The organism is Erythrobacter sp. HA7-11 (genome assembly GCF_055693605.1).
In genome coordinates this window covers 603,159-625,842 of record NZ_JBVFUF010000002.1, presented here as the reverse complement: position 1 = coordinate 625,842, position 22,684 = coordinate 603,159, and the positions used below count along the sequence as shown (strand labels likewise).

Genomic DNA, 22,684 nt, shown 5'->3' with positions numbered 1-22,684 from the left:
CGTTTCGAGCGTTTAGCTCGACATGAAGGCGGAAATTCAATTCTTCTGGGCGCGGCTCAATTCCAATTACTGGTTCTACCCTGCGTTGTTTTCGATCGGGGCCGCGCTGCTTGCCTTCGCTGTGGTGTGGCTTGATCGCAGCGGTTTCGCCGACTTCCTGAATAACGCAGACTGGTGGATTTCAGCCCGTCCCAAGGGCGCGGCAGACATGCTCACCGTGATGGCTGGCAGCATGATCGGAGTGGCCGCGACCGTTTTCTCGATCACGCTCGTAGCGGTGACCTATGCGAGCGGAAATTACGGCCCGAGGCTGCTCACAAACTTCCTTGAGGACAAGGGAAACCAGGTTAGCCTTGCGACATTCATCGGCAGCTTTGTCTACGCTCTGATCGTGCTGCGCAGCGTGCGCGCCGAAGACGAGACGCCTGCGACTGGCACCGGGGCGGTTGCCGGAGCATTGCCGGGCTTCACACCGCAATTATCGCTTCTGGTCGCCTACATCCTGCTCGCACTGTGCGTTGCTGTCCTCGTATTCTTTCTCAACCACATCCCTTCCTCCATTCGCATCAACAAGGTGCTTGAGGGCATCGGTTCGCGCTTGCTCGATGCGATCCGCGAGACCTACCCGGTCGAAGATCAGTTCTCCGAGGCAAGAGAGCCCGAAGGCGGGGAGCCGGTCGCCGCCTGCGAAACGGGCTATGTCCAATTGATCGACTTCGCGGATCTGGAAGAGCTCGCGCGCGAGCATGACTGCACGTTCTCGCTGACCGTGCGCACCGGAGATTTCGTGCACCGCGACCTGCCGCTTATGCATGTCGATGGAAAAGATCCGGACGAAATTGCCGACAAGGTGCGCGAACATTTCACTCTCGGCCCCTACCGCACACCTGAACAGGATCCTCAGTTCCTGATCGACGAGTTGGTTGAAATTGGGCTGCGAGCGCTTTCGCCCGGTATCAACGACCCTTTTACAGCGATTACGGCGATGCATTGGCTGGGGGCTGCCACCTCGGAGATTGGCCGGCGCGATTTGCGAAAGGATGTGTGCGGGGAAGACGCAGATAGTTGTCCGGTTATCCCCTGCCCCGATGGCTTCGCGCACTATGCCGAGCGCGGGTTTGGAGCCATGCGCAGCGCGGTTGCCACCAGCCCCAATGCAGCACGTGTCATGCTTGATGTGCTGGCCGATGCGGCAACACCAATCAAAGACGAGGCGCGCCGCAGCGTGCTACGCAATCACGGTAGGCTGTTGGTCGAGCAGGCGCGGACCAAGCTCAAGGGTCCCGATCTCGAAATGGTCGAAGAACGTCACAGCGCGTTTGATCGCAGGTTCTGGGACTAAGCGGCGCGGCTGCGAGAAGCGCGCGCAACCACGAGCGCGCCGCCGAGCAGGATCATTCCCGTAATATCCAGCGGTGTCAGCACCTCACCGAATTGCGCATAGCCAATGACCGCCGCTACCGCCGGCTGGGTCAGCAGCGCAAGCCCTATAATCAGCGGCGGGAAGTGCCCGAGCGAATAAACCAGCAGCCCCTGTCCGATCAGTTGGCTGGTGACGAACAGGATCAGGATCGGCGTCCAGTTCGTGGGCATGACCGGCTCACCCAGCGCGAGGGCGAGCGCCAGAAGTGACGGGCAGGCGAAGATGCTCACCCATACTAGCAGGCTCCACGATCCGAACCGCGCCCGCTCACCCTGAAGGGTCAGCAGATAGACGGCGTATAGCACCCCTGCGGTGAGGCAGAACAGGTCGCCGACAAAGGTCTCGGTCGAAATTTCAAGGCTTCGGCCCAACAATATCCCTGCGCCGCCGAGCGCAAAGACAATCGCCAGCCATTCCATACCGCGCGGAAGCAGGCGGGCGATGATAAATCCCCAGAACAGCAGAATGATCGACCCGGCATTGCCGAACAGTGTCGCATTGCCCAGCCGCGTCAGACCGATGCCGACATGCCAGCTGGCGAGGTCCATCGCGAACGCTGTCGCGCCAATGGCGACCAGAACGAGCGTCTTCCTCGGCATTCCCGTAAGCGGTTGCCCCGCCATTCTCGCGAACACCACCAAGAACGGCAGTGCCAGGAAGAGCCGCCAGAACGCCGCGCTTACCGGTCCGGTATCAGCCTCGCGCACGAACCACGGCCCCAAAGCGAGCGCGATATTGCCGCCGAGCAGTGCTGCGAGCAGCAGCGCGGCGCGCACATCAAACAGCTTTTCTTGGGAAGCCCCGCGATTTTCCATGCTTGCGCCTTAGCGTTCCACACGCCAAGTGCGAACCATAAAGCATTTCAAAAGAGGACTAGACCCAATGCACGACGCTCTCTTCCAACCGCTCACGATGGGCGCGCTTGAAGCCAAAAACCGCATTTTCATGGCTCCGCTCACACGCGGACGCGCGGCTGAGCCGATGTTCGTGCCCAATGCGATGATGGGCACCTATTATCGCCAACGTGCAGGCGCAGGGCTTATCCTGACCGAGGCTACCGGCATCAGCGCCGAAGGGCTCGGCTGGCCGTCTGCTCCTGGCATCTGGACCGATGAACAGACCGAGGCGTGGAAGCCGATTGTCGAGGGTGTGAAGGAAGAAGGCGGACTTATCGCCATGCAGCTGTGGCATATGGGCCGGATCGTCCATCCCTATTTCCTCGATGGCAAAGCGCCCTTGTCAGCGAGCGCCACGACCGCTCCGGGTGAAGCGCATACGCCGATTGGCAAGCAGCCCTATGCCGAGGCTCGTGCAGCAACCCTCGATGATATCAAGCGTACGGTCGATGACTACCACCGCGCCGGAGAGAACGCGAAGAATGCCGGCTTTGACGGTGTGCAATTGCACGGCGCCAACGGATACTTCATCGACCAATTCCTGCGCGATGGCACCAATCACCGCGAAGACGAATATGGCGGCTCGCCCGAAAACCGCACGCGCCTGATGCGCGAGGTGCTGGAGGCGCTAATCGACGTGTGGGGTGCAGACCGGGTCGGCATTCGCCTCTCGCCAAACGGCGATAGCCAAGGTACCGATGACAGCAATCCGGCAGCAACATTCGGCGCTGCAGCGAAAGTGTGTGACGACTTGAATCTCGCGTTCGTCGAATTGCGCCAGCCTGGGCCCGACGGCACTTTCGGCCAGACCGACGTTCCCAAGCAGGATGCAGTGATCCGCGAGCATTACAAAGGCGCGCTGATCCTCAATTCCGATTACACCGCGCAGGAAGCGGATGACGATGTCTCAAGCGGGCGCTGCGATGCGGTGAGCTTTGGTCGCCCTTATATATCGAACCCTGATCTGGAAAAGCGGATCGCTGTGGGTGCGGACTTCAACCCGAACGTGAACGTGCCGAAAAGCTGGTATTTCCCGATTGCAGAGGGCTACATCGATTATCCAACGCTGGAGGAAGAAAAGGCGGCCAGCGCCGCCTAATTCAGCCTTCGCTATCGTTAGAGCTTTCGGAGGCCGGTGCTTCGTCGGAAACATCGGCCTCTGGCGTTTCGTCGCTCGCAGGCTCGCTCGGCTCGCCAGTATCGTCATCGTTGGACCTGCTGGCGTTGGAACTGCTGCTGCCAGTGCTAGCGGCGCGCGGCGCAGCGGGTGATTGCGACCGCAATTGATCGAGCGGTAGCATATCGTCGCTTATCGCGCCGCCCAGCACTTCACCGCTTGCGGTCGCATCGGCATCGCTGGTCGACGCCTCTTCAGTCGCTACGTCATCACCGCAATTAGCCAGCACAAGCGCCAGCGGAGCCAAAACCAATGGGCGGAAAACGGTCACTTTGTCGCGCATCGTCGGGCTTCTGCCTTTTCAAGCGTTTCAAGAAATGCGCTGGATTGCGCAATCAGGGCCTCGTCCCACTTGGCGGGCGAAATGTCGAGACCCAAACGCGCTAGACTGGTGACGCCGAATTCATCAATTCCGCACGGTACAATGCCGGTAAAGTGCGAAAGGTCTGGATCTAGATTTACCGAGAAGCCGTGCATCGTCACCCAGCGGCGCACACGCACGCCGATCGCGCCAATCTTGGCCTCGCGACCGTCAATATCTTTGGTCCAGATCCCAACCCGGCCATCGACCGCCCAAGATTCCACCCCGAAATCCTTGAGCGCGGCGATCACCCATTGTTCAAGGGCGTGGACGAAGCACCGAACATCCTTCCCGCGCTGTTTGAGATCGAGCAGCACATAACCGACCCGCTGGCCCGGGCCGTGATAGGTGTAGCGCCCGCCGCGCCCTGCTTTCACGACTTCAAACCGCGGGTCGAGCAATTCATCGTCTGCCGCGCTAGTCCCTGCGGTGTAGACTGGCGGGTGCTCAAGCATCCAGATCAGCTCGCTCGCTTCGCCATCTGAAATCGCGATATTGCGCACCTCCATCATCTCCAGCGCCTCGGTGTAGGGCACTTGGCGATCCTCGCGCAGCCACTCGATAGCGCGCGATATATCCTGAAGAACCGAAGAGGATTGGGCATTGTGAGACATGAGCAATTGCGTGGGGATGTTTATCGCGGTTATCAAGTGGCAAAGTTATAGGGGATCGACACGTGAAACTCGATATCGGAAAAGCCTGGGACGATGCAGTTGCGATGCTGTTTGGAAACCGCGAATTGGTTGTGGTGGTTGCAGGCGCTTTTCTGTTCCTGCCCGCATTGGCGCTGGGCGTGCTGTCTCCGGCAGCCGAACTTGAGGCTGCGGCGGCTAGACCCGGAGCAGTTGCAGGCTGCTCTAAGCGCGTATTTCAGCGACAATTGGCCCTACATTGTTGCCTATGGCCTGGTCAGCACTGTTGGCACTCTGGCCTTGCTGGCGCTGCTAGGCCGCACCCAGCGACCAACTGTCGGTGAGGCTATCAATGTCGGTCTGAAGGCTTTGATCCCCTACATTCTGGCAGCAGTGCTGGTCGGTATGGTGATCGGCTTGTTCTTTGGCGTAGTTGCGGCATTGTCTTCAATTGCCGGCGCCGCAGTCGGTGCAATTCTGGGCATCGCGCTTTTTATCGCCACCGTCTTCATCTATTTCCGGCTTGTCCTTATCGGACCCATTATGGCGATCGAGGGCAACCTCAATCCACTCGCCGCGATCAAAGGGTCGTGGGATCTTGTCAAAGGCAACACGCGCTATGTCGCGCTGTTTCTGGTGCTTTTGATCGTCGTTCTGCTGATCATTTCCACACTCGTCGGGGGAGCGTTTGGTCTGGTCGCCGCGCTAATCCCCAGCGACACTGTGTCGCTCTGGACAATGTCGTTCTTCGAGGCGCTTATCGGCGCAGCGACATCAACGATTTCGATTGCGGTCTACGCTGCGCTATACAAGCAGCTTGCAGGTCCTTCGACCGAGGACGTGAGCGAAACCTTCGAATAGACGGGCTAATTGCGTGGTTCCTTCCACGCCCAGTATAGCTTGACCGGCAGGATATTGAGCCACTCGAACCCAGCCTCGATCCGCTCGAAAAACTTTGCGGATTCGTCACGCACGGCGGCGGTGAACTGGTAGGCGAGAAACGCGCCACCAGGCTTTATCACATCGTAGGTCGCCTTCGCGATAGCCGGCGCAACCCCACTTGGCAGCGTCGAAAACGGCAGACCCGACAGAACATAATCGGCATGTTCAAAGCCGAGGTCCGATAGATGCTGCTCGACATGCTCGGCTGATCCTAGAACCGCGTGAAAGCGCGGATCGCGGATCGTCTTGCGCAAATAGTCGATATAAAGCGGGTTGGTGTCGATCACGATCAACGCGCCGTCGCCGCGCAGCTTTTCCAGCACCGGGCGGCAAAACGTACCGATGCCGGGGCCGTATTCAACAAATACCTCGCACCTGCCCCAATCGACCAGCTCAAGCATCCGCTTAACCGTGAATCTGGAGGAGGGAATGATAGAACCAACCATGCGTGGATGTTCAAGGAAGCCGCGAAAGAACACGCTGCACTGCGCCGCATAAAGCCGCCAGCGCTCACGCCATTTGGCCCGCTTGCCGACTACCACATCATTGGAATTCATGCGTTTTCGACCCCACCTGACGCGATTAGAGCGTCGTTTCCGTCTCGCAGGCGATGTGACAGCGTGGATTGGCAATTGCAACCGTGAACACGCTGGCCTAGCGCTGCGGCACGCTATGACGAACGCCGCCCCTCCAAATCCTGTCAATACATCTGCAGTGGCGACGCAGCGTGCAATTTCAAACGGTCGGATGGCGCTGCTGTTCATGGTGATGCTCGTCACCGCTGCGGGTAACACAGCGATGCAATCGGTCATGCCCTCAATCGGCACGGCATTGCAGGTCAATGATGTTTGGATCAGCTTGGCTTACAGCTGGTCAGCCCTGCTCTGGGTTGTCTGCGCACCAATGTGGGCACGCAAGTCTGACCAGCGCGGCCGCAAAGCCATGATGGCACTGGGCCTCACCGGATTTGTCGTTTCGATGACCTTGTGTGGCATCGCGCTGTGGGCGGGCCTGAGCGGATATATGACCGCGTTCTGGACGCTGATCGCCTTTGCCGCCGCGCGCAGCCTGTTCGGCTGGTTTGGCAGCGCAGCCCCGCCTGCGGTGCAAGCCTATGTTGCATCGCGCACTGCCCGGTCAGAGCGAACCAATGCGCTGTCGCTGATCGCCTCCAGCTTTGGCGTCGGGACGGTGATCGGTCCGGCGCTTGCGCCGCTGATGGTCCTGCCGTTCATGGACATCGGCCTGACCGGCCCGTTCCTGTGCTTCGCCGTGCTGGCGCTGGTCGTGCTTGTTCTACTGCGATTTCGCTTGCCGGATGACGAGCCGCAATTCCCCGCACGCGGACGCACCTATGATGCCCCCTATTCTACCGGATCGGGCAGCGACCATAGCGACGAGGAGGAGGATGACGAGGCTGAACGCAGGCAACCTTCCGGGGAACCGCGCCGCCTCAGATGGTTTGAACCGCGCCTGCGCCCCTGGGTAATCGCAGGCTTGCTCGGCGGCCACGCGCAGGCAATGGTGCTCGGCATTTCGGGCTTCCTCGTGCTCGATCGCCTTGGCTTGCGCGAGACACCTGCCGAAGGCGCTGGCCCTGTTGGTCTGGTGCTGATGGCGGGCGCGCTCGCCACCTTGCTCGCCCAATGGGGGTTGATCCCGCGCCTCAACCTCGGGCCGAGAGCCGCGACCCTTTGGGGCATTGTCATCGCTGCATTTGGGGTCGCGGTGCTGGGAGCGGCGTACCAATTGCACACCATCGCGCTTGGTTATTCGATCGCTTCGCTTGGCTTCGGTCTGTTTAGGCCCGGCACAACCGCAGGCACATCGCTGGCTGTATCGCGCGCCGAGCAAGGCCAAGCTTCCGGTGTTGTTGCCAGCGTGGCCGGGGCAAGCTTCATTTACGCGCCCGCCCTGGGAGTTTGGCTCTACAATATCAGCGATTGGCTCGGCTTCGGCTTGGTCATCGCGTTTTGCATGATCGTCTTGGCGATTGGCGCGCGCACCCTGCAATCGGATGCAACGCTGACGACTGAAAAGGCTTGAACGCCTAAAGCAGCTTAAGCACTTCGTCTTGCGGGCGGCAGATCGCGACACCCTTTTCGGTCTCGACAACAGGCCGCTCCATCAGGCTTGAATCGGCCGCCATCGCATCAAGCACCGTGTCAGCATCCGCATCGGGAAGCCCGCGCTCCTCGGCATCTGTGCCGCGCAACCGCAAGGCCTGTTGCGGAGTAATTCCGGCATCCGAATAGAGCTGAGCGAGCTTTTCGCGGCTTGGTGGGTCCTTGAGGTATTCGACCACCGCCAGATCGACGTTCTTGAGGTTCTCCAAAATCGCCAATGTTTTGCGCGATGTACCACATTTGGGGTTGTGCCAGATGGTCGCTTTCATCTCGTCCTCTTAGTCTCAATCTCTATTCGTCAGCCGCCGCCGTATCGTCACCATTGACGACACGCAATGCAGGCACTTGTTCGGCAGCATCGGCGGCGCTGATGCCCGGCGCAGGCGCTGCGCTGATGCTCTCTTGCCGCTGCAACACGCGGCCCGCGCGCTGCACCGTACGCACTAGGCGCGGATAGACCCCGCAGCGGCACATATTGGGGATCGCCTCTTCGATCTCTTGACGGCTGGGCGAAGGATTGCGCTGGATCAGCGCTGCGGCTGCGATCACGATACCTGGCGTGCAATAGCCGCATTGGATCGCCTGTTCCGCCACCATCGCCTGCTGGACCGGATGCGAGCGATCGCGCGACAATCCTTCAATCGTCGTGATAAAGCGGCCCTCTGCCTCAGCAATGGTGATCAGGCAGGACCGCAAAGCAGCGCCATCGACCAGAACCATGCACGCGCCGACGCAATCGCCCCCGCCGCAGCTTTTTGTCCCGGTCAGGTTCGCAGCCTCGCGCAACGCATAAAGCAGCGGCGTATCAGGCTCCATGTCGAACTCGACCGGGCGATCATTGACTGTCATGCGCGGCATTCACCCGCCATTAAACGCCTGCTCTTGATCGTTCCAACAAATTTTGCTGATTTTGCACGACCGCCTTATGTGCAGGCCTCTCCTCCCACCCCCTTCCGAGGAAACAGTTGATGTTCGCCCCTCTTCGCCTGGCCTTGCTGGCTTCCCTGACAGTTACGCTCAGCGCCTGCGCGACCACGCACCGCATCTCCTATTTCGATGCGATTGCAGCCGCGCCTGCTGACGATGTGATGCGGGTCTATGTCGACGGGTTCGGCAGCGTCTATCCGCGCGAACCTCTGGCGGCGGATTCCATCGCCGATTATCACTGGAACGGCAGCCTGTTTGAGCATTTCGCAGGCGGGAAGTCACCGTGCCGGTCAGAGCTGATGGCGTCTGAAGTCCGCACCTTGTGCGAGGCGATCGAGCGGGCGGGCTCGGATGATCTATCCAAAAAAGCACGCGAATATGCCGAGCTGTCCGCGTGGTATGACAGCCAATTGTCGCTCTGGCGCACGCGCGGAGATGTGATCGCAAGTCGCGCGCTCAAGCAGGGCGAAGAACCGAAAATCGTGTTCCTTTTTCATGGGTTCAACACCCGCTTTGCTGAGGCGGTCCCAGACTTTATCGCGGCGCGACGCTTGATCAGGCAGACGCTTGGCGAAAATGAAAACGCCTTGTTTGTCGAAGTGTTCTGGGATGGCTGCGCAGACGCTCTTGGAGTGAGATGCTGGGGTCAAGCACAAGCCAGCGGACCGCTGGTGGGGTTCTACATGCGCCCGATGTTCAACGCCATGAACGATACGCTGGCACAAAGCGGTGCGCGCGCGCAGGTGCGAATGCTCTCGCACAGTTCAGGCGCGTTCGTTATCGGCTCCACCGTCGGCAATCCCGGCGATGTCCTGCCGCTACTCGATGACGAGAAAGACTTCGCCTACCAGCGCTTTGCCGACAACGCAGCGGCTTCCGAAGGCTTTTACCGCGTCCCGCAGTTCAGCGATCTCGCGATCGGGCTGCTGGCTCCGGCGACCACGGTGAAGACCTTCTCTGGTTCAGCCGACGATACGCGCGCGGGGATCATGACCAAGGGCGCGCGGTTGCTCTATGGGATCAATCCGGATGACGAGGTGATCACCAAGGGATTCCTCGGTTGCGAGCGCTTCGGCGTCACCTGCATGGCATCCAGCTATGAAAACTATTGCGAATATCTGGCCGATAACCCGCGCCTTTCAGCGCAGGACATTTCCGTCACTGCTTATGATTTCAAGCGCACCGCGAATGGCGAAAAGCACCCCTTCGCCGATTATTTAAAGCAGATCGAAACGCAGACCTCGTTCCTCGCCAACTTGATGGCGAGTGAAGGATCCGCGACAAATGATGGCGTCTACACCTGCCCCAACCCATCGCTGGAACAGGAAGGCTAAGGCAAAGCCCTAGTTACGCCAGCTATCGTCGATCTTGTCGACCCGGCGCTTCCAAGCTTCAAAGTCGAACATGCCCGCGCCGCCTTGGCCTTGCATGACCGAGATATCGCGCTGGTGCACATCGACCACCTCTTGCGGGACAACATTGGGATTGCCCATTCCGAGCGTCGCGACCTGAATCTCGCAGGCACGCTGAAGGGCCCACATCTTCACGAACATGCCCTGGATGGTCTTGTCCATCACAACCGGCCCATGGTTACGCAACATCAGGATCGAGTGATTACCTAGGTTCTCGACCAGCCGCTCTCCCTCTTCCGGGCGAACCGTCACGCCTTCAAAATCGTGATAGCCGATCTGATCCTGGAAATTGCAGGCGTAGAAATTGGTCGGCATCAAACCGTCCTTGTGGCTGCACACGGCCATCGTCGCGGTGGTGTGCACGTGACAGATCGCGTCCGCCTTCTCGCCCAGATGCTTGTGGAAATAGGCGTGCTGCGTGAAGCCAGCCTTGTTCACCATATAGGGGGAACCGCCGACATTGTTGCCTTCGACATCAATCTTCACGAGGTTGCTCGCGGTCACTTCGTCATAGAGCATACCAAACGGATTGATGAGGAACGTGTCCTCTTCACCCGGAACCTTCAGCGAAATGTGGTTGTAGATCGATTCTGACCACCCGAGGTGATCGAAGATGCGATAGCATGCGGCCAAATCCAAGCGTGCCTGCCACTCTTCCTTGCTGACCTGATCTTTAAGGCTGGTTTGACCGGGTTTGAGCTGAGTTGCCATCGTATCGATTCCTGTCTTTTTCTCGTCTGCAAGGGCATATCGCATGATTTGAGTTCGCCGCACAAGGATTTCGCTATGCGCGGTGCGCTGATCCAGCTAGTCGCGTCGACGATGAGCGGCTCTGATCAATCCAAGACTACTGATGAAGAGGGCGCGTCCAGCACCAATTCAGCCAAGCTGACCACAGGCTCCATTCCCGGCCATCTGGTCTCCCAGACACTCCCGATGGTGATCGGCGTCGCCGCGATCATGTCGATCGGTTTGGTCGATTCATACTTCATCGGTCAATTAGGCAGCGCTGAACTCGCCGCAATCTCTTTCATTTTCCCGATATCGGTAGCGTTGAGCAGCTTGGGCGTCGGCGTGATGGTCGGGATCAATTCGGTGGTTGCACGAGCGCTGGGCGAAGGGGAAGATGATAAGGCAACCCGACGGGCGAATTTCGGTGTGATCTTTGCAGTGGTGAGCGGCCTCATCATGGCGCTCACTCTCTATCTCCTGCTTGATCCGTTGTTCCGCCTGATGAACGCGCCGGACGATCTGCTGCCGATCATCATGACCTACATGGTCCCCTACGCCGCCGGGTTCCCGTTGATCCTTGCCATCATGGGCGTGAACGGCGTGATGCGCGGCCAGGGCGAAGCGCGCAAGACGAGCTATGTTTCGGTCACTTACGCCGCAGCCAACTGGGTGCTTGATCCGATCCTGATCACTGGCGCTTTCGGATTTGAAGGTTTTGGGATTGTCGGTGCCGCTTATGCAACGATTATTGGCTGGGCACTTGGACTTGCGATGGCGTTTTACCTGCTGTCGCAGACTGATCTGCCGTTCAATCCGGCAAAATTGCGCGGCGCGAGCATAATTGACCCGATGATTTCTATTCTGCGGGTTGGAGTTCCCGCTGCCTGTTCCAATGCGATCAATCCGATAGGACTTTCCGTTCTTACGGCCCTGATAGCTGCGGAGGGGCAAGCCGCTGTCGCAGGGTTCGGAGCCGCCGGACGCCTTCAGAGCTTTGCGGTCGTGCCGCTGCTGGCTCTGTCCGGTTCTATCGGTGCGATAGTCGGCCAAAACTGGGGCGCAAGGAAACTGGATCGCGCACGCGAAGCCGCGCTCTATGCTGGAGGTTTCTGCCTTGTTTGGGGTCTCGCAATCGCCATCGCGATGGTCGCTGCGGGTGAGTGGTTTGCTGACTTCTTCACCGAAGACCCGGCAGTAATCGAAGAATTCGCGCTGTATCTGGAGATAGCGGCCTGGGGGTATGCAGGGTTCGGATTGCTCATTGTCGGCAATGGAATCCTTAACGCAGTTGACCGGGCCAGCTTTGCGCTGGGCCAGTCCTTCGCCCGTGTGTTCCTGGTCATGTTGCCATTCGCTTGGTTCTTGCAATCGAGCTGGGGCAGCGAAGCCATCTATGCTGCCGAATTGGCAGCGAACCTGTTTGGCGCAGTCACTGCTACGCTGATCGTGGCTTATATCTTGCGCCGCAAACCTGCTTCCTGAGCTGCCATCAGCGCCCGGCTGGTGACCCTTCGTTAACCATCATCGCCCATAGAGAGCCTCAGAAACGATTAGGGGCAATGGCGTCATGGATGAACTGCTGGCGGATTTCGTCGCAGAAACCCGGGAAATGTTGGAAGCTAGCGAAGGCGAGATTATCGCCTGGGAGGCTGATCCGGCAGACCGTGCGCGGCTGGATACAATCTTTCGCTTTGTGCACACGGTCAAAGGCAATTGCGGCTTCTTCGATTTTCCTCGCCTTGCTGAGTTGAGCCATGCCGCCGAGGATGCTCTTTCCGATTGCCGCGCGGGGCGCAGAGAACCGGATAGCGCGCTAGTCACAGCAGTGCTCGCGATCATAGACCGGATTGTCGAAATGGTTGATGCTATCGAAGCTGGGCATGACATGCCGGCTGGCGGTGATGATCACCTTATCTCTGCCTTGGAAGAAGGCTTCGTTCCAGCCGAGGCATCGACCGAAACCACACATGCGCCCGCCACGGAATTACTCGAAGGGTGCGACGCATACGACGACAGCGATAGTGAGAGCGCCACACAGCGGCCCGACAATTCCCCTTCTGTCCAGCGTTCGATCAGGCTTCCTGTAGACTTGCTTGATCGTGTGATGAGCGGCGTTTCTGATATGGTTCTGGCGCGCAACGATTTGGGACACCGCCTTCGCCAAGCGGGCAATCAGCCGACCATTGACGGTCCATTCGAGCGCCTGACTTCCATTCTCTCAGACGTCCGTGATGCGGTGACCCGCATGCGGATGCAGCGGATTGAAACACTGTTCAGCGCAATGCCGCGTCTGGTCCGTGATCTTTCTGCTGAGCTTGGCAAACAGGTCATGATCGATCTGGAAGGCGGCGATGTCGAGCTCGACCGCGAGATGATCGAAACCGTTCGCGACCCGCTGACCCATATCATTCGCAACGCCATCGATCATGGTATCGAAACGCCTTCAGCGCGGCTTGCCGGTGGCAAACGTGAAATTGGAATGCTGTCGATTTCGGCGCGCCAATCTGGCAACACCATTTCGATCGTCGTGAGCGATGATGGGAATGGCCTCGATGAGCAACGCATTGCTGACAAAGCGGTTTCAACCGGGTTGCTCACAGCCTCCGAACGCGAAGCCATGGGCCGCGACAAAGTCCTGCAATTGATTTTCGAGCCGGGTTTTTCAACCGCGGATGAAGTCAGCGCTGTCTCAGGCAGAGGCGTTGGCCTTGATGTCGTTCGCGACAATCTGGAAAAGGTCGGCGGTTCGATCAGCGTTACGAGCACCCCTGGCGTGGGCACGATATTTACCCTGAAGGTTCCGCTTACGCTCAGCATCATCGCTGGTCTGACAGTCGAAATCGGCGAACAACGCTTTGCGATCCCGCAAAGCTATGTCGAGGAGATCATCGACGCATCGTCAAAGGCGCTGGACACGACGCAAGTCGGCGAGACGTCTCTGATTACATTCCGGGGCAACCGCGTCCCATGCCTCAAACTTGCAGAGGTTCTCGAGCTACACGTCGCCGACGAAGCGCGAGCGCAACAAACAATGGTAATTCTGCGGCTAGCCAGCGGCGACCTGTTTGCGCTTGCGGTGAACAAAATCCACCATCACGGGGATCTGGTCGTGAAACCACTCGCGCCCGCCGTCATGAAAAGCGGCGTTTACGCTGGCTCAACCCTGCTCGACGATGGGTCACCCATCCTCCTGCTCGACGTAACCAATATTGCCGCTGCATATGACCTGGTGTCTGATGCGCGCACACGCGCTCTTCAAACCGAGGAGAACGAAGGCAGCACCCAAGAAGAGAACGCCTGCCATGCAATGCTCTTCACGGACTATGAAGATCGCCGCTGTGCAGTCCGGCTTGAACTGGTCCAGCGCATCGAGACCGCGCTGGCCGAAAACATCGACATCGCGCCGAACGGCAAACGCGCCGTAATCGACGGCGTTATCCTGCCACTGGTTGGCCTCCCGGTGGGTGCACGTACCGAGCGGCAAGATTCGCTTCCTGCGCATGACCGATCAGGCATGCGAACTGCTCTACGCCGTTCGAGAAGTTGATGATGCTGTCGAGCTAACCGGCAAGTTGAAGCCGGCGGACGATGATCCATTGATAGAAGCGCTGACTCTTATCGAAGGACAAACCGTTGCGCTGCTTGATGGCCATGAACTGTTCTCTCGCTTTGGCGAACCGCCCGAGGCAACGGCCAAACCGACGTGTCACATCCCTGACAGTGATTGGGCGCGGACGATCCTAGGACCTTTGGTGACGTACCGCCGGCTATGACGTTGTGAGCGATAGCAATGCCGGAAGCGACATAGCTATTGTCCTGGATGACGGCGAGGACGCCCTGGTTACCGTTCAAGGTGAATGCATTCGCCTGCGCAGCCAGCCCGAAGCCAGTGACAATGACGGATCGATTTATCGTTATGATCGCGCAGGGGTCATCGAAGCCCTGCGCCGCGCCCGTGCAGGAGGCACTCGATGAACGAATTGATGGTGACCGTAGAGATTGCGGGTCGGCGCTGCGTCTTGAACGCGCATGACGTGTCCTCAATTATCGAATTGGGAAATTTGACTCCTGTGCCTCGCACGCCTGATTTTATCGCTGGGATCACTGCAATGCGGAGCCAATCGCTCACGGTGATTGATTGCCGGTTGGCGATGGGCATCGATCCAGCCCCGTTCAAAACCGACCATCGCGGCGCTGTCGTTAAGGTCGAAAACCACTCTTATGCGCTCATTGTCGATCTCGTAGACGACATCACCACGGCGCAATCCGAAGCGCAAAAGGTCAGTGGCGGATTTGGGCCGGAATGGACCCGTATCGCAACCGGGATGGTGGAAACAGCAATGGGACCAGCTCTCCTTATTGACCTGCCCAAATTGATCGCCGGTCCAGAAACGCTCGGAGAGGCAGCTTAAGCAATTGCTTACCGGTGGGGGTAAGCCCGCATGCAAATAAAAAAGCAGGGGTCCCAATGAAAACGTGTCTAATTGTCGATGATTCGCGGGTTATCCGCAAGGTTTCGAGACATATACTCGAAACGCTTGGCTTCAACGTAGACGAAGCCGAAAATGGACAGATGGGTCTGGATCGGTGCGACGAGCAGATGCCAGATGTCGTCTTACTCGACTGGAATATGCCAGTTATGACCGGCATCGAATTTATAACTCAGTTGCGTAAGCGGCCAGGCGGAGACGCGCCAAAAGTCGTGTTCTGCACCACCGAAAATGACGTGGCCCACATACGTGAGGCGATCCAGGCTGGCGCCGACGAGTATGTCATGAAGCCATTTGATCATGAAACTCTTCAGATCAAACTCCAGCTGGTTGGATTCTGCGTGACCGCACCCCTTCCAATTTCCCGGCCAAGACCTGAAGCGAGCAAGAACGATGCCGCTGTAAAGGTGATGATTGTCGACGATTCGCTTACGGTGCGGACTGTCTTCAAGCGTATGGTCGAAAGCGATCCCGACATGGCGATCGCAGGCACAGCCAGCAGTGCAGAACGAGCGATTTCGCAGCTCGATTCCGCGCCGGCTGATGTCATCCTGCTTGACTTGGAAATGCCGGGTATGGGTGGGCTCGATGCGCTACCGAAAATACTTGAGACCCTTGAAAATGTGCAAGTTCTGGTCGTTTCATCGCTAACCCAGGACGGCGCCGAGCATACGATGGCAGCCTTGTCGATGGGTGCTGCTGATACGATGCTGAAGCCGCGCCCAGGCGGTTTCAATGACGAGTATCGCGACCAATTGCTGGCCAAGATCCGTGCTTTGGGAGGAATTGACAAGGCCGGCACCGACGCAAGCGAAGCGCGCGCCAGGGCTTCGGCTGTGAAACTCCCGGTGCCACCCACCGGAAAACGCCCTGAAGTGCTGGCGATAGGTGCATCGACTGGGGGCATTCACGCGCTCAATCAATTGCTCCGTGATTTGCCGGCAGAATTCGATTTGCCGATCCTTATCACACAGCACCTGCCGGCATCGTTCATCCCGGTATTTGCCCGTCAGATTGAGATGGCCTGTGGTCGCGCCACCCGTATCGCGGATGAAGGAACAGAGATCCGGCGAGGCGAAGTCACAATCGCCGCAGGCCATGGTCATATGATCGTCAAACGCCGCGGCGACCAGCTTTTCACGCAATGTTCAAACACTCCAGCTAGCAGCGGCTGCATGCCTTCGGTTGATCCGATGCTTTCAAGCCTCGCCCGTGAATGCGATGGCCGCGTTCTCGCCGTCATCCTATCCGGCATGGGACGCGACGGATCGGAAGGGGCCGGCGAACTGGCTGCCGCTGGCGGAAGCATTTTCGCGCAGGACGCAGAAACGAGCGCCGTATGGGGAATGCCCGGCGCCGTCGCAAAGGCCGGGCTCGCGAGCCTTGTTGCTGCGCCTGACGAACTGCGCGAGGCAATTCTAAGCCAAGCTGGCCTTGCAAAGACCGGTGCGGCGACGTGGAAGTAAGCGACGCATCCCACAACATTATCGCCGATCTGCTGGCTGCACGAACCGGACAACAATTGACGGAAAGCCGTCGCTGGCGCGTTGGCACAGCGTTATCCGGTGTTTTCCGCGAGCACGGCATCAGCAATGTCGATCAGCTTGTCTGCTTGCTCGCCAATCCGGGGCAATCCAAGCTGGCGCAAGACGTCGTCGAGGCTCTGCTCAACAACGAGACCTATTTCTATCGCGACAAGCCCACTTTCGATCAAATTCCGAATGAGATTTTGCCGGAGCTTGCAGAAAAGCGCTCTCAGACCAAGCGCCTGTCGATTTGGAGCGCTGGCTGTTCCACAGGACAGGAAGTGCATTCCATCGCGATGATCTTTGCTGATCAAATAGCCCGGTGGGAAGGCTGGACAATCGACATTCTGGGTACCGACATCTCGCATGGCGCGATCAACTCCGCGCGCGAAGGTCGCTATTCGCAATTTGAAGTTCAGCGGGGTCTAGGTGTTGTCGAGATGCTGCGCCATTTTGATGAGACGAAGGACGGCTGGCAAATCCACGATGATGTCAGGGCATATACGAGGTTTCAGCAGCACAACGTTTTGAGCGAACCACCTACGCGCCAGAAATTCGATCTCGTGCTTTGCCGCAATGTTTTGTTGTATTTTGATCCAGTCACTCGCGCGAGCGCATTTGAGCGGTTGCGTGGCGCGCTCGCCCCGGATGGGTATCTGATGCTCGGCGCGGGTGAAACCGTCGTCGGCCAAACTGACGCCTTCGCGCCTATTTCAGAGCGCCCAAGTATCTACGCCCCGGCACGTGATGCCCGGCGCCCGATGCCGATTGCAGCCAACGGCTAATAGTGCTCAACCAACGCGGGTGCCCTCGGGCCATAGGTGAATTCGACATAAGCAAAGCTGTTAAGGTTTACGCTTCCTTAGCCATTTTTCTTTAGCTCCGCATCCTTGAATGCATGCGCATCAAAAGCGCAGATCGGGGAACGCAAGTGTCGCAAAAGACAATGGGGATAAAGGTCACACCGACCACCTTGCTGGTGGTCCCGTTAGTGGTTTTATCCGCAATTTTCGGCGCAATTTCGCTTATCGTTTTGGCCAGCGACACAATTGCATTCAGGTCGCCGGCTGCTCTGCTGATTTCCGGTTTGCTGGTTTACGCCGCGACCATCTTCTTCCTCGGAAAACTGGGCCTTTCCCAAGCCCGCGAACTGGCATCGATCAATAAGGTCGACAGCCTGACCGGTCTGCCCAATCGAAAAACGCTGCATACAGACATCAAAGCCGCTCAAGACCTGCCGAGTGAAGTTGCCGTCGCGCTTGTGGATCTCGACGGTTTTAAGCAGGTGAATGATCATTTCGGTCACTCGATCGGCGACGTACTTATCCAGAAGTGCGCGGAAATTCTTCAGGAGAATTGCCAGCAAGAGGCCCGCTGCTACCGGCTTGGTAGCGATGAATTTGCGATCATGATGTCGGGGCCGGTTGCTGGGACGATCCTTGAGGGAATGTGCCGAGGAGCCCTCGAAAAGCTCTCCAAGCCTCTCGCTCTGGAAGAACGCCGAATTGCGATTGGTGCAAGCATTGGTTTGTCTCAAACGTCCGCCGAGGAAAGGTTGGATTCATCCGAACTCATGCGGCGCAGTGATGTTGCAATGGCCATGTCAAAGCGTGCTGGCAAAATGCGCTGCACCTGGTTTAGCGACGCTTTTGACCGCAGCCGGGAGGCGGTTCGTCAACTGGAAGACGAGCTACGCGTTGCGCTTGCAAACAAGGAATTCGCGTTAGCTTATCAGCCACTTGTAGATGCCGATGACGGTCATATCGTTGCGGTCGAATCCTTGCTGCGCTGGAACCGCCCTGATGGCAAGAATATTGGCCCAAACATCTTCATTCCAGTTGCTGAAGAAAGCGGGCTGATCAATGCGATTGGTCTTTGGGTGCTGCGCCAGGCTGTTAGCGATGCGACGAACTGGCCCGATATCAAGCTGTCCGTAAACATCTCGGCAGCGCAATTGCGCAATCCTGAATTTCCCATTCAGCTCGGCCAGATCTTGGAAGAAACCGACTTCCCTCCCGAACAACTCGAATTGGAAATCACGGAAACCTGTCTGGTACTTGATCCGGTCGTTGCCGAGCGAACGTTGGACGTGATCCGGGGCTTTGGTGTGAATGTGGCGCTCGACGACTTTGGAACGGGCTATGCTTCCATCGGTTTCCTTCGCCAATTTCGCTTTGAAAAGCTCAAACTTGACCGCAGTCTGGTCGTTCAAGCGGGTGAAGACGAAGGCAGCCGTGCGATGATGTTATCGAGCATTACCGTCGCCCGGGCATTGAAAATGGCAGTGACCGCAGAGGGCGTGGAAACGCAAGAACAGGCTGATTTGGTCCGGACGGCGGGATGCGACCAGATCCAGGGCTGGCTCTACTACAAGGCTTTGCCAGCCGGAGAGATCGACGAATTGCTCGTTGGGAATGAGGGTGCCGACGAGACTAGGAAACAACGCGCGGGGGGCGCAATCCAATGAATATGATGCAGTCCGAATTGGTGCCTGAAGATAAAGCCGGCGATCTGCCGAACAGGTCTGTTATCGAACCAAACGAGGCCGCCTATCGGTATGACACCTCGGTCGGGCCGTTGACCCGTTGGTTCCGTAGGCGCTCCACGAGTCAAAAAGTGCTCCTCACAGTAGGAGTGCCTGCGCTGATCGTGCTCATCTCGGCGGTCTTCGCTTTTGTTGGCTTGGGTCATATTTCTGATGCGATCTCAAGCGGCGAGCAGGACCGGATGGCGGAAGCCGCGGCAGAGGTTGAAGTTCTCCGTATTGCAATGGTTGCCACAGTCGGCGTTAGCTTCGCTTTCATGCTGATCTTGTTCCAAGCAATCAGGAACGACATTATTCGCACTTCGCGCCAGATTATCGATTGCATGAAGCGGATCTCATCGGGTGAGCACGACATCGTGGTGCCGCACCAAAACCGCATTGATGAATACGGCGAGATGAGCGTCGAAATTGAACAGCTTCGGCTTGCTGCCATTGAAGCGGTCGAACTGCACCGCGAGCGTGCAGATCACGCCCATTCCGAGCTAGCCGCAAAGGCTCAACAGGAATTGGAACGAGAAGAGGCGAGCCTTGAACGCGATCAATTGCTCCAGAACCTGGCCACCCAGTTTGAGCAGACCGTTGGTGACGTGGTGAATGGCGTGGCAGCTGCATCAAGTCAGCTTCAGTCTACAGCCACTGCAATGGCCAAAACCGCTACCACAGCCAGCGCCCGAACTGACGACGTCGCAAAGTCGATGGAAGAAGCCAACACAGGCGCTAGCGCGGCAGCCGCTGCCAGCGATGAATTTGCTCTTTCAATTGATGAAATAAGCCGTCAGGCGACCTCTTCGGCTGAGCTCGCGCGCAAGGCCACCAATTCCGTGAGCGAGGCCGATGCGACAGTGTCTGCTCTCTCGCAATCAGCGATCCAAGTCGGCGAAATTGTTGATCTTATTCATAATATCGCTCGTCGAACGAACCTGCTCGCGCTGAACGCGTCGATCGAAGCAGCGCGAGGCGGCGAAGCTGGTCGCGGATTTGCTGTTGTGGCCAGTGAAGTCAAAGAGTTGGCGATGCAAACCAGCCGCGCAACAGAGCAGATCTCCGAACAAATCCTTGCGATGCAAGACTCGACTAATGCAAGCGTCGGCGCTCTTCGCTCAATCGCAAGTGAAGTCCGCCAGCTGGAGACGACAGCAATCTCCATCGCGAGCGCGGTCGACCAGCAATCGGTTGCCGGACAAGATCTCGCACGCAGCGTGGAGATGGCAGCAGCCGGTACGCACAATGTGGCTGGCCATATTGAGGATGTACGCGAACTGTCACTGTCTACTGGCTCAGCGGCGGCACAAGTGCTGCAGAGCGCGGACACACTCCAAGGCCAAGCCAGCACGCTGCGTTTGCAGGTGGACGATTTCCTCGCTCAAATTAGGCCGAATTAGCGCACTTCCAATCTCCATAGTCGCTAAGACACAGAACAGATGGCCAAAGCCCGCCCCAAAACCACCGGGCTGAGGAAGGTCGAGCAATAATTTGTAAAGCATTTTCGTTCAGGAAATAATCCGCACCTTAGTGACGGGAAATGCACGAATGAACATGATGTCTGGGCATGAAGAACGTGAAGAACTCGCGCTGCCCGATTTTGCGCGTGAGATGCGCGAAGAACTCTCGAATGATTTTGCGCTGACTGAAGCGACATCGAGCAGCAACTCGACGAATCTGTTTGATCGCATTTCCTGGTTCCGGGATTTGCGTCTCGCCGGCAAAGTCCATTTCATTACTGGCACATTTTTCGCCACAGGATTTGCGATGGTCTTGGTGCTAGCGATTGGCATGGCCGAATTGTGGTCGCGAAACACGGCAACTGACCAAGTCAAAGATGCGGTAATTGCATCAACCGAGTTGCGCGGAATGGCTGGCGAGCTGCGCTACAACTCGGTCAAATACTTTCTTGGCGCTGAAACCAGCGTGCTGGAACGCCAACGCGACAGTTTTGAAGCTACCAAGGCTCAAGTCGCTCTGGTCAACCAGATGCTGTCAAATCGGGTCCCAGAAATGACGGGGCGCTTGGCGCAGATCACCACCGATCTTGAAGAGTACAATAGCACCTTTGAGGCTCTTAGTTCCATACAGGCTGGAGCCGGACGAACCGAACGCATCGCCGAACTCGCCGCTCAGTTGGAAAGCGAGGGAGAAGCGGTGTTCGAAAACTCGCGCCAATTTGCGATTGATTTGTCGAATCATGCCGATGAGCTGCACCGCAGCGGGGTGAATTACTTCTTTGCGATGATCGCCATAGTTTCAGCGCTGGCCCTGCTCGCTTCAATCATCCTTGTTTCCGGGCTACGTTATCTCTCGCGCCATTTCTCTGGAAAGATCAGCGAGATCACAAATGGCATGAACATGCTTGCCAGCGGGCGGCAGGATTTCGAAGTCACAGGTCATGAACGCAAAGACGAGATTGGTGACATGGCCAATGCGCTCGAACTGTTCAAACGGGCCAACCGGAAAATGGAAAGTTGGGCGCAGGAACGTGCAAGACGAGCTGACGAGCAGGCTCGTCACCAGGAAGAACGCGAGCGCGAGCGGAAGGAAGCTGAGCAGCGCAGGGCGGATCTGCTTGCCAGCGTTGCGCGCCAGTTCGAAAACACAATTGGCGATGTCGTGAGCGGCGTCGCTGCCGCATCGAGCCAGTTGCAAGCTACGGCCACAAAAATGGCTTCGACGTGCCGAACAATCGAGCGAGAAGACGCTCGAAGTCACACAGAACATGCAAGAGGCGAATTCTGGGGCTACCGCGGTACCGCTGCGGCGAGTGACGAGTTCGCCCTTTCGATCGGCGAAATAAGCAGGCAGGCAGCATCTTCCAGTGAGCTCGCACGCCTTGCGACCAGCGCGACCGAAGAGGCAGACACCACAATTTCGGAACTGTCAGCATCTGCGCAGGAAGTGGGCCAGATTGTCGAACTCATTCAGTCAATCGCTCAACGTACCAACTTGCTCGCGCTCAATGCGTCGATCGAAGCGGCACGCGGCGGTGAAGCAGGTCGCGGATTCGCTGTTGTGGCGAGCGAAGTCAAAGAGCTCGCTATGCAAACCTCGCGCGCAACCGAAGAAATTGCAGGACAAATCAGCGCGATGCAGGACACTACGGGCGCCAGCGTTTCCGCCCTGCGCTCGATCGCCGGGCAAGTGCGCCAGTTGGAGACGACAGCGATTTCGATCGCTAGTGCGGTAGACCAGCAGTCGGTTGCAGGCCAAGACCTCGCCCGCAGCATTGATCTGGCTGCGCGCGGCACTGAACAAGTTTCTGGTCACATCGAAGACGTGCGCGAGCTATCCCTGTCGACAGGCGCCGCCGCGAGCCAGGTGCTGACAAGCGCGACAGATTTGGAAGAGCAGGCAAGGACGCTCAGCGAACAGGTCGACGCCTTCCTCAAAGAAGTCCGCGCCGCGTAATATCATCGGGCAATTTCACGGGGCCTGCGTTCAATAAGAATTTACAGCGCGCGCCTTGGCGGGCACCCTCCCCGACCGTATCTTGCGGCCGATTTC

General features: G+C 57.9%; 22 protein-coding genes and 1 pseudogene. 16 read left to right on the top strand and 7 right to left on the bottom strand.

Going from position 1 to position 22,684, the window contains the following annotated elements:
• Positions 1-22 precede the first annotated feature (22 nt).
• Positions 23-1,342 (top strand): DUF2254 domain-containing protein, encoded by a 1,320-nt coding sequence (locus tag ACZ1GU_RS03305; RefSeq protein WP_472646685.1) that lies wholly within the window; start codon positions 23-25, stop codon positions 1,340-1,342.
• On the opposite strand, the gene ACZ1GU_RS03300 is transcribed toward ACZ1GU_RS03305, so the two are convergent.
• Positions 1,339-2,238 (bottom strand): DMT family transporter, encoded by a 900-nt coding sequence (locus tag ACZ1GU_RS03300; protein WP_472646684.1) that lies wholly within the window; start codon positions 2,236-2,238, stop codon positions 1,339-1,341. The two genes, ACZ1GU_RS03305 and ACZ1GU_RS03300, sit on opposite strands and share 4 nt — an antisense overlap.
• A gap of 67 nt (positions 2,239-2,305) precedes the next feature.
• Between ACZ1GU_RS03300 and ACZ1GU_RS03295 the strand changes: the two genes are divergently transcribed.
• Positions 2,306-3,418 (top strand): alkene reductase, encoded by a 1,113-nt coding sequence (locus tag ACZ1GU_RS03295; RefSeq protein ID WP_472646683.1) that lies wholly within the window; start codon positions 2,306-2,308, stop codon positions 3,416-3,418.
• A 1-nt stretch (position 3,419) separates the two neighbouring features.
• Here the strand turns inward: ACZ1GU_RS03295 and ACZ1GU_RS03290 are convergent, their stop codons facing one another.
• Together ACZ1GU_RS03290 and lipB are read right to left on the bottom strand one after the other, a co-directional pair.
• Positions 3,420-3,779 carry a hypothetical protein gene (locus ACZ1GU_RS03290; protein ID WP_472646682.1) on the bottom strand — a complete coding sequence of 120 codons (360 nt, stop codon included), beginning with the start codon at positions 3,777-3,779 and terminating at the stop codon, positions 3,420-3,422.
• The gene (gene lipB, locus ACZ1GU_RS03285; protein WP_472646681.1) at positions 3,764-4,471 is read right to left on the bottom strand and encodes a lipoyl(octanoyl) transferase LipB; all 708 of its coding nucleotides are present in this window, start codon (positions 4,469-4,471) and stop codon (positions 3,764-3,766) included. The genes ACZ1GU_RS03290 and lipB overlap by 16 nt, the downstream gene beginning before the upstream one ends.
• Positions 4,472-4,702: 231 nt before the next feature.
• Between lipB and ACZ1GU_RS03280 the strand changes: the two genes are divergently transcribed.
• Positions 4,703-5,350: a DUF7847 domain-containing protein gene (locus ACZ1GU_RS03280; protein WP_472646680.1), complete on the top strand. Its 648-nt coding sequence runs from the start codon at positions 4,703-4,705 to the stop codon at positions 5,348-5,350.
• A gap of 5 nt (positions 5,351-5,355) precedes the next feature.
• On the opposite strand, the gene ACZ1GU_RS03275 is transcribed toward ACZ1GU_RS03280, so the two are convergent.
• A complete protein-coding gene (locus tag ACZ1GU_RS03275; RefSeq protein ID WP_472646679.1) occupies positions 5,356-5,988 on the bottom strand; it encodes a class I SAM-dependent methyltransferase in 633 nt (210 codons plus the stop codon).
• 115 nt (positions 5,989-6,103) lie between these two features.
• Here ACZ1GU_RS03275 and ACZ1GU_RS03270 point away from each other — a divergent pair, with 115 nt between their 5' ends.
• On the top strand, positions 6,104-7,477 hold the full coding sequence (locus tag ACZ1GU_RS03270) for an MFS transporter (protein ID WP_472648694.1): 1,374 nt from the start codon (positions 6,104-6,106) through the stop codon (positions 7,475-7,477).
• A 4-nt stretch (positions 7,478-7,481) separates the two neighbouring features.
• On the opposite strand, the gene ACZ1GU_RS03265 is transcribed toward ACZ1GU_RS03270, so the two are convergent.
• Positions 7,482-7,826: an arsenate reductase family protein gene (locus tag ACZ1GU_RS03265; RefSeq protein ID WP_472646678.1), complete on the bottom strand. Its 345-nt coding sequence runs from the start codon at positions 7,824-7,826 to the stop codon at positions 7,482-7,484.
• A 22-nt stretch (positions 7,827-7,848) separates the two neighbouring features.
• Positions 7,849-8,415, bottom strand: coding sequence for a (2Fe-2S)-binding protein (locus ACZ1GU_RS03260; RefSeq protein ID WP_472646677.1), 567 nt, complete (start codon positions 8,413-8,415; stop codon positions 7,849-7,851).
• A gap of 110 nt (positions 8,416-8,525) precedes the next feature.
• Here ACZ1GU_RS03260 and ACZ1GU_RS03255 point away from each other — a divergent pair, with 110 nt between their 5' ends.
• Complete coding sequence (locus tag ACZ1GU_RS03255; protein ID WP_472646676.1) at positions 8,526-9,818, top strand: hypothetical protein; 1,293 nt, start codon at positions 8,526-8,528, stop codon at positions 9,816-9,818.
• Between the two features lie 9 nt (positions 9,819-9,827).
• On the opposite strand, the gene ACZ1GU_RS03250 is transcribed toward ACZ1GU_RS03255, so the two are convergent.
• The gene (locus ACZ1GU_RS03250; RefSeq protein ID WP_472646675.1) at positions 9,828-10,607 is read right to left on the bottom strand and encodes a class II aldolase/adducin family protein; all 780 of its coding nucleotides are present in this window, start codon (positions 10,605-10,607) and stop codon (positions 9,828-9,830) included.
• A gap of 111 nt (positions 10,608-10,718) precedes the next feature.
• Here ACZ1GU_RS03250 and ACZ1GU_RS03245 point away from each other — a divergent pair, with 111 nt between their 5' ends.
• The 11 genes and pseudogenes from ACZ1GU_RS03245 (at position 10,719) to ACZ1GU_RS03195 (ending at position 22,588) form a co-directional block, all read left to right on the top strand.
• On the top strand, positions 10,719-12,110 hold the full coding sequence (locus tag ACZ1GU_RS03245; protein ID WP_472648693.1) for an MATE family efflux transporter: 1,392 nt from the start codon (positions 10,719-10,721) through the stop codon (positions 12,108-12,110).
• A gap of 85 nt (positions 12,111-12,195) precedes the next feature.
• Positions 12,196-14,175, top strand: a complete 1,980-nt coding sequence (locus ACZ1GU_RS03240) for a chemotaxis protein CheA (RefSeq protein WP_472646674.1) — start codon at positions 12,196-12,198, stop codon at positions 14,173-14,175.
• The gene (locus ACZ1GU_RS03235; protein WP_472646673.1) at positions 14,129-14,401 is read left to right on the top strand and encodes a hypothetical protein; all 273 of its coding nucleotides are present in this window, start codon (positions 14,129-14,131) and stop codon (positions 14,399-14,401) included. The genes ACZ1GU_RS03240 and ACZ1GU_RS03235 overlap by 47 nt, the downstream gene beginning before the upstream one ends.
• Positions 14,402-14,405: 4 nt before the next feature.
• Complete coding sequence (locus ACZ1GU_RS03230) at positions 14,406-14,603, top strand: hypothetical protein (protein ID WP_472646672.1); 198 nt, start codon at positions 14,406-14,408, stop codon at positions 14,601-14,603.
• Positions 14,600-15,040 carry a chemotaxis protein CheW gene (locus ACZ1GU_RS03225; protein ID WP_472646671.1) on the top strand — a complete coding sequence of 147 codons (441 nt, stop codon included), beginning with the start codon at positions 14,600-14,602 and terminating at the stop codon, positions 15,038-15,040. Before ACZ1GU_RS03230 ends, ACZ1GU_RS03225 begins: the two co-directional genes overlap by 4 nt.
• A 56-nt stretch (positions 15,041-15,096) precedes the next feature.
• A pseudogene (locus ACZ1GU_RS03220) lies at positions 15,097-15,453 on the top strand (response regulator); the annotation flags it as partial.
• A gap of 75 nt (positions 15,454-15,528) precedes the next feature.
• The gene (cheB, locus tag ACZ1GU_RS03215) at positions 15,529-16,584 is read left to right on the top strand and encodes a chemotaxis-specific protein-glutamate methyltransferase CheB (RefSeq protein WP_472648691.1); all 1,056 of its coding nucleotides are present in this window, start codon (positions 15,529-15,531) and stop codon (positions 16,582-16,584) included.
• Positions 16,575-17,429, top strand: coding sequence for a CheR family methyltransferase (locus ACZ1GU_RS03210; protein WP_472646670.1), 855 nt, complete (start codon positions 16,575-16,577; stop codon positions 17,427-17,429). The genes cheB and ACZ1GU_RS03210 overlap by 10 nt, the downstream gene beginning before the upstream one ends.
• 146 nt (positions 17,430-17,575) lie before the next feature.
• Complete coding sequence (locus tag ACZ1GU_RS03205; protein WP_472646669.1) at positions 17,576-19,111, top strand: putative bifunctional diguanylate cyclase/phosphodiesterase; 1,536 nt, start codon at positions 17,576-17,578, stop codon at positions 19,109-19,111.
• On the top strand, positions 19,108-20,571 hold the full coding sequence (locus ACZ1GU_RS03200; RefSeq protein WP_472646668.1) for a methyl-accepting chemotaxis protein: 1,464 nt from the start codon (positions 19,108-19,110) through the stop codon (positions 20,569-20,571). The genes ACZ1GU_RS03205 and ACZ1GU_RS03200 overlap by 4 nt, the downstream gene beginning before the upstream one ends.
• A gap of 148 nt (positions 20,572-20,719) precedes the next feature.
• Complete coding sequence (locus ACZ1GU_RS03195; protein WP_472646667.1) at positions 20,720-22,588, top strand: methyl-accepting chemotaxis protein; 1,869 nt, start codon at positions 20,720-20,722, stop codon at positions 22,586-22,588.
• Positions 22,589-22,684: the final 96 nt, after the last annotated feature.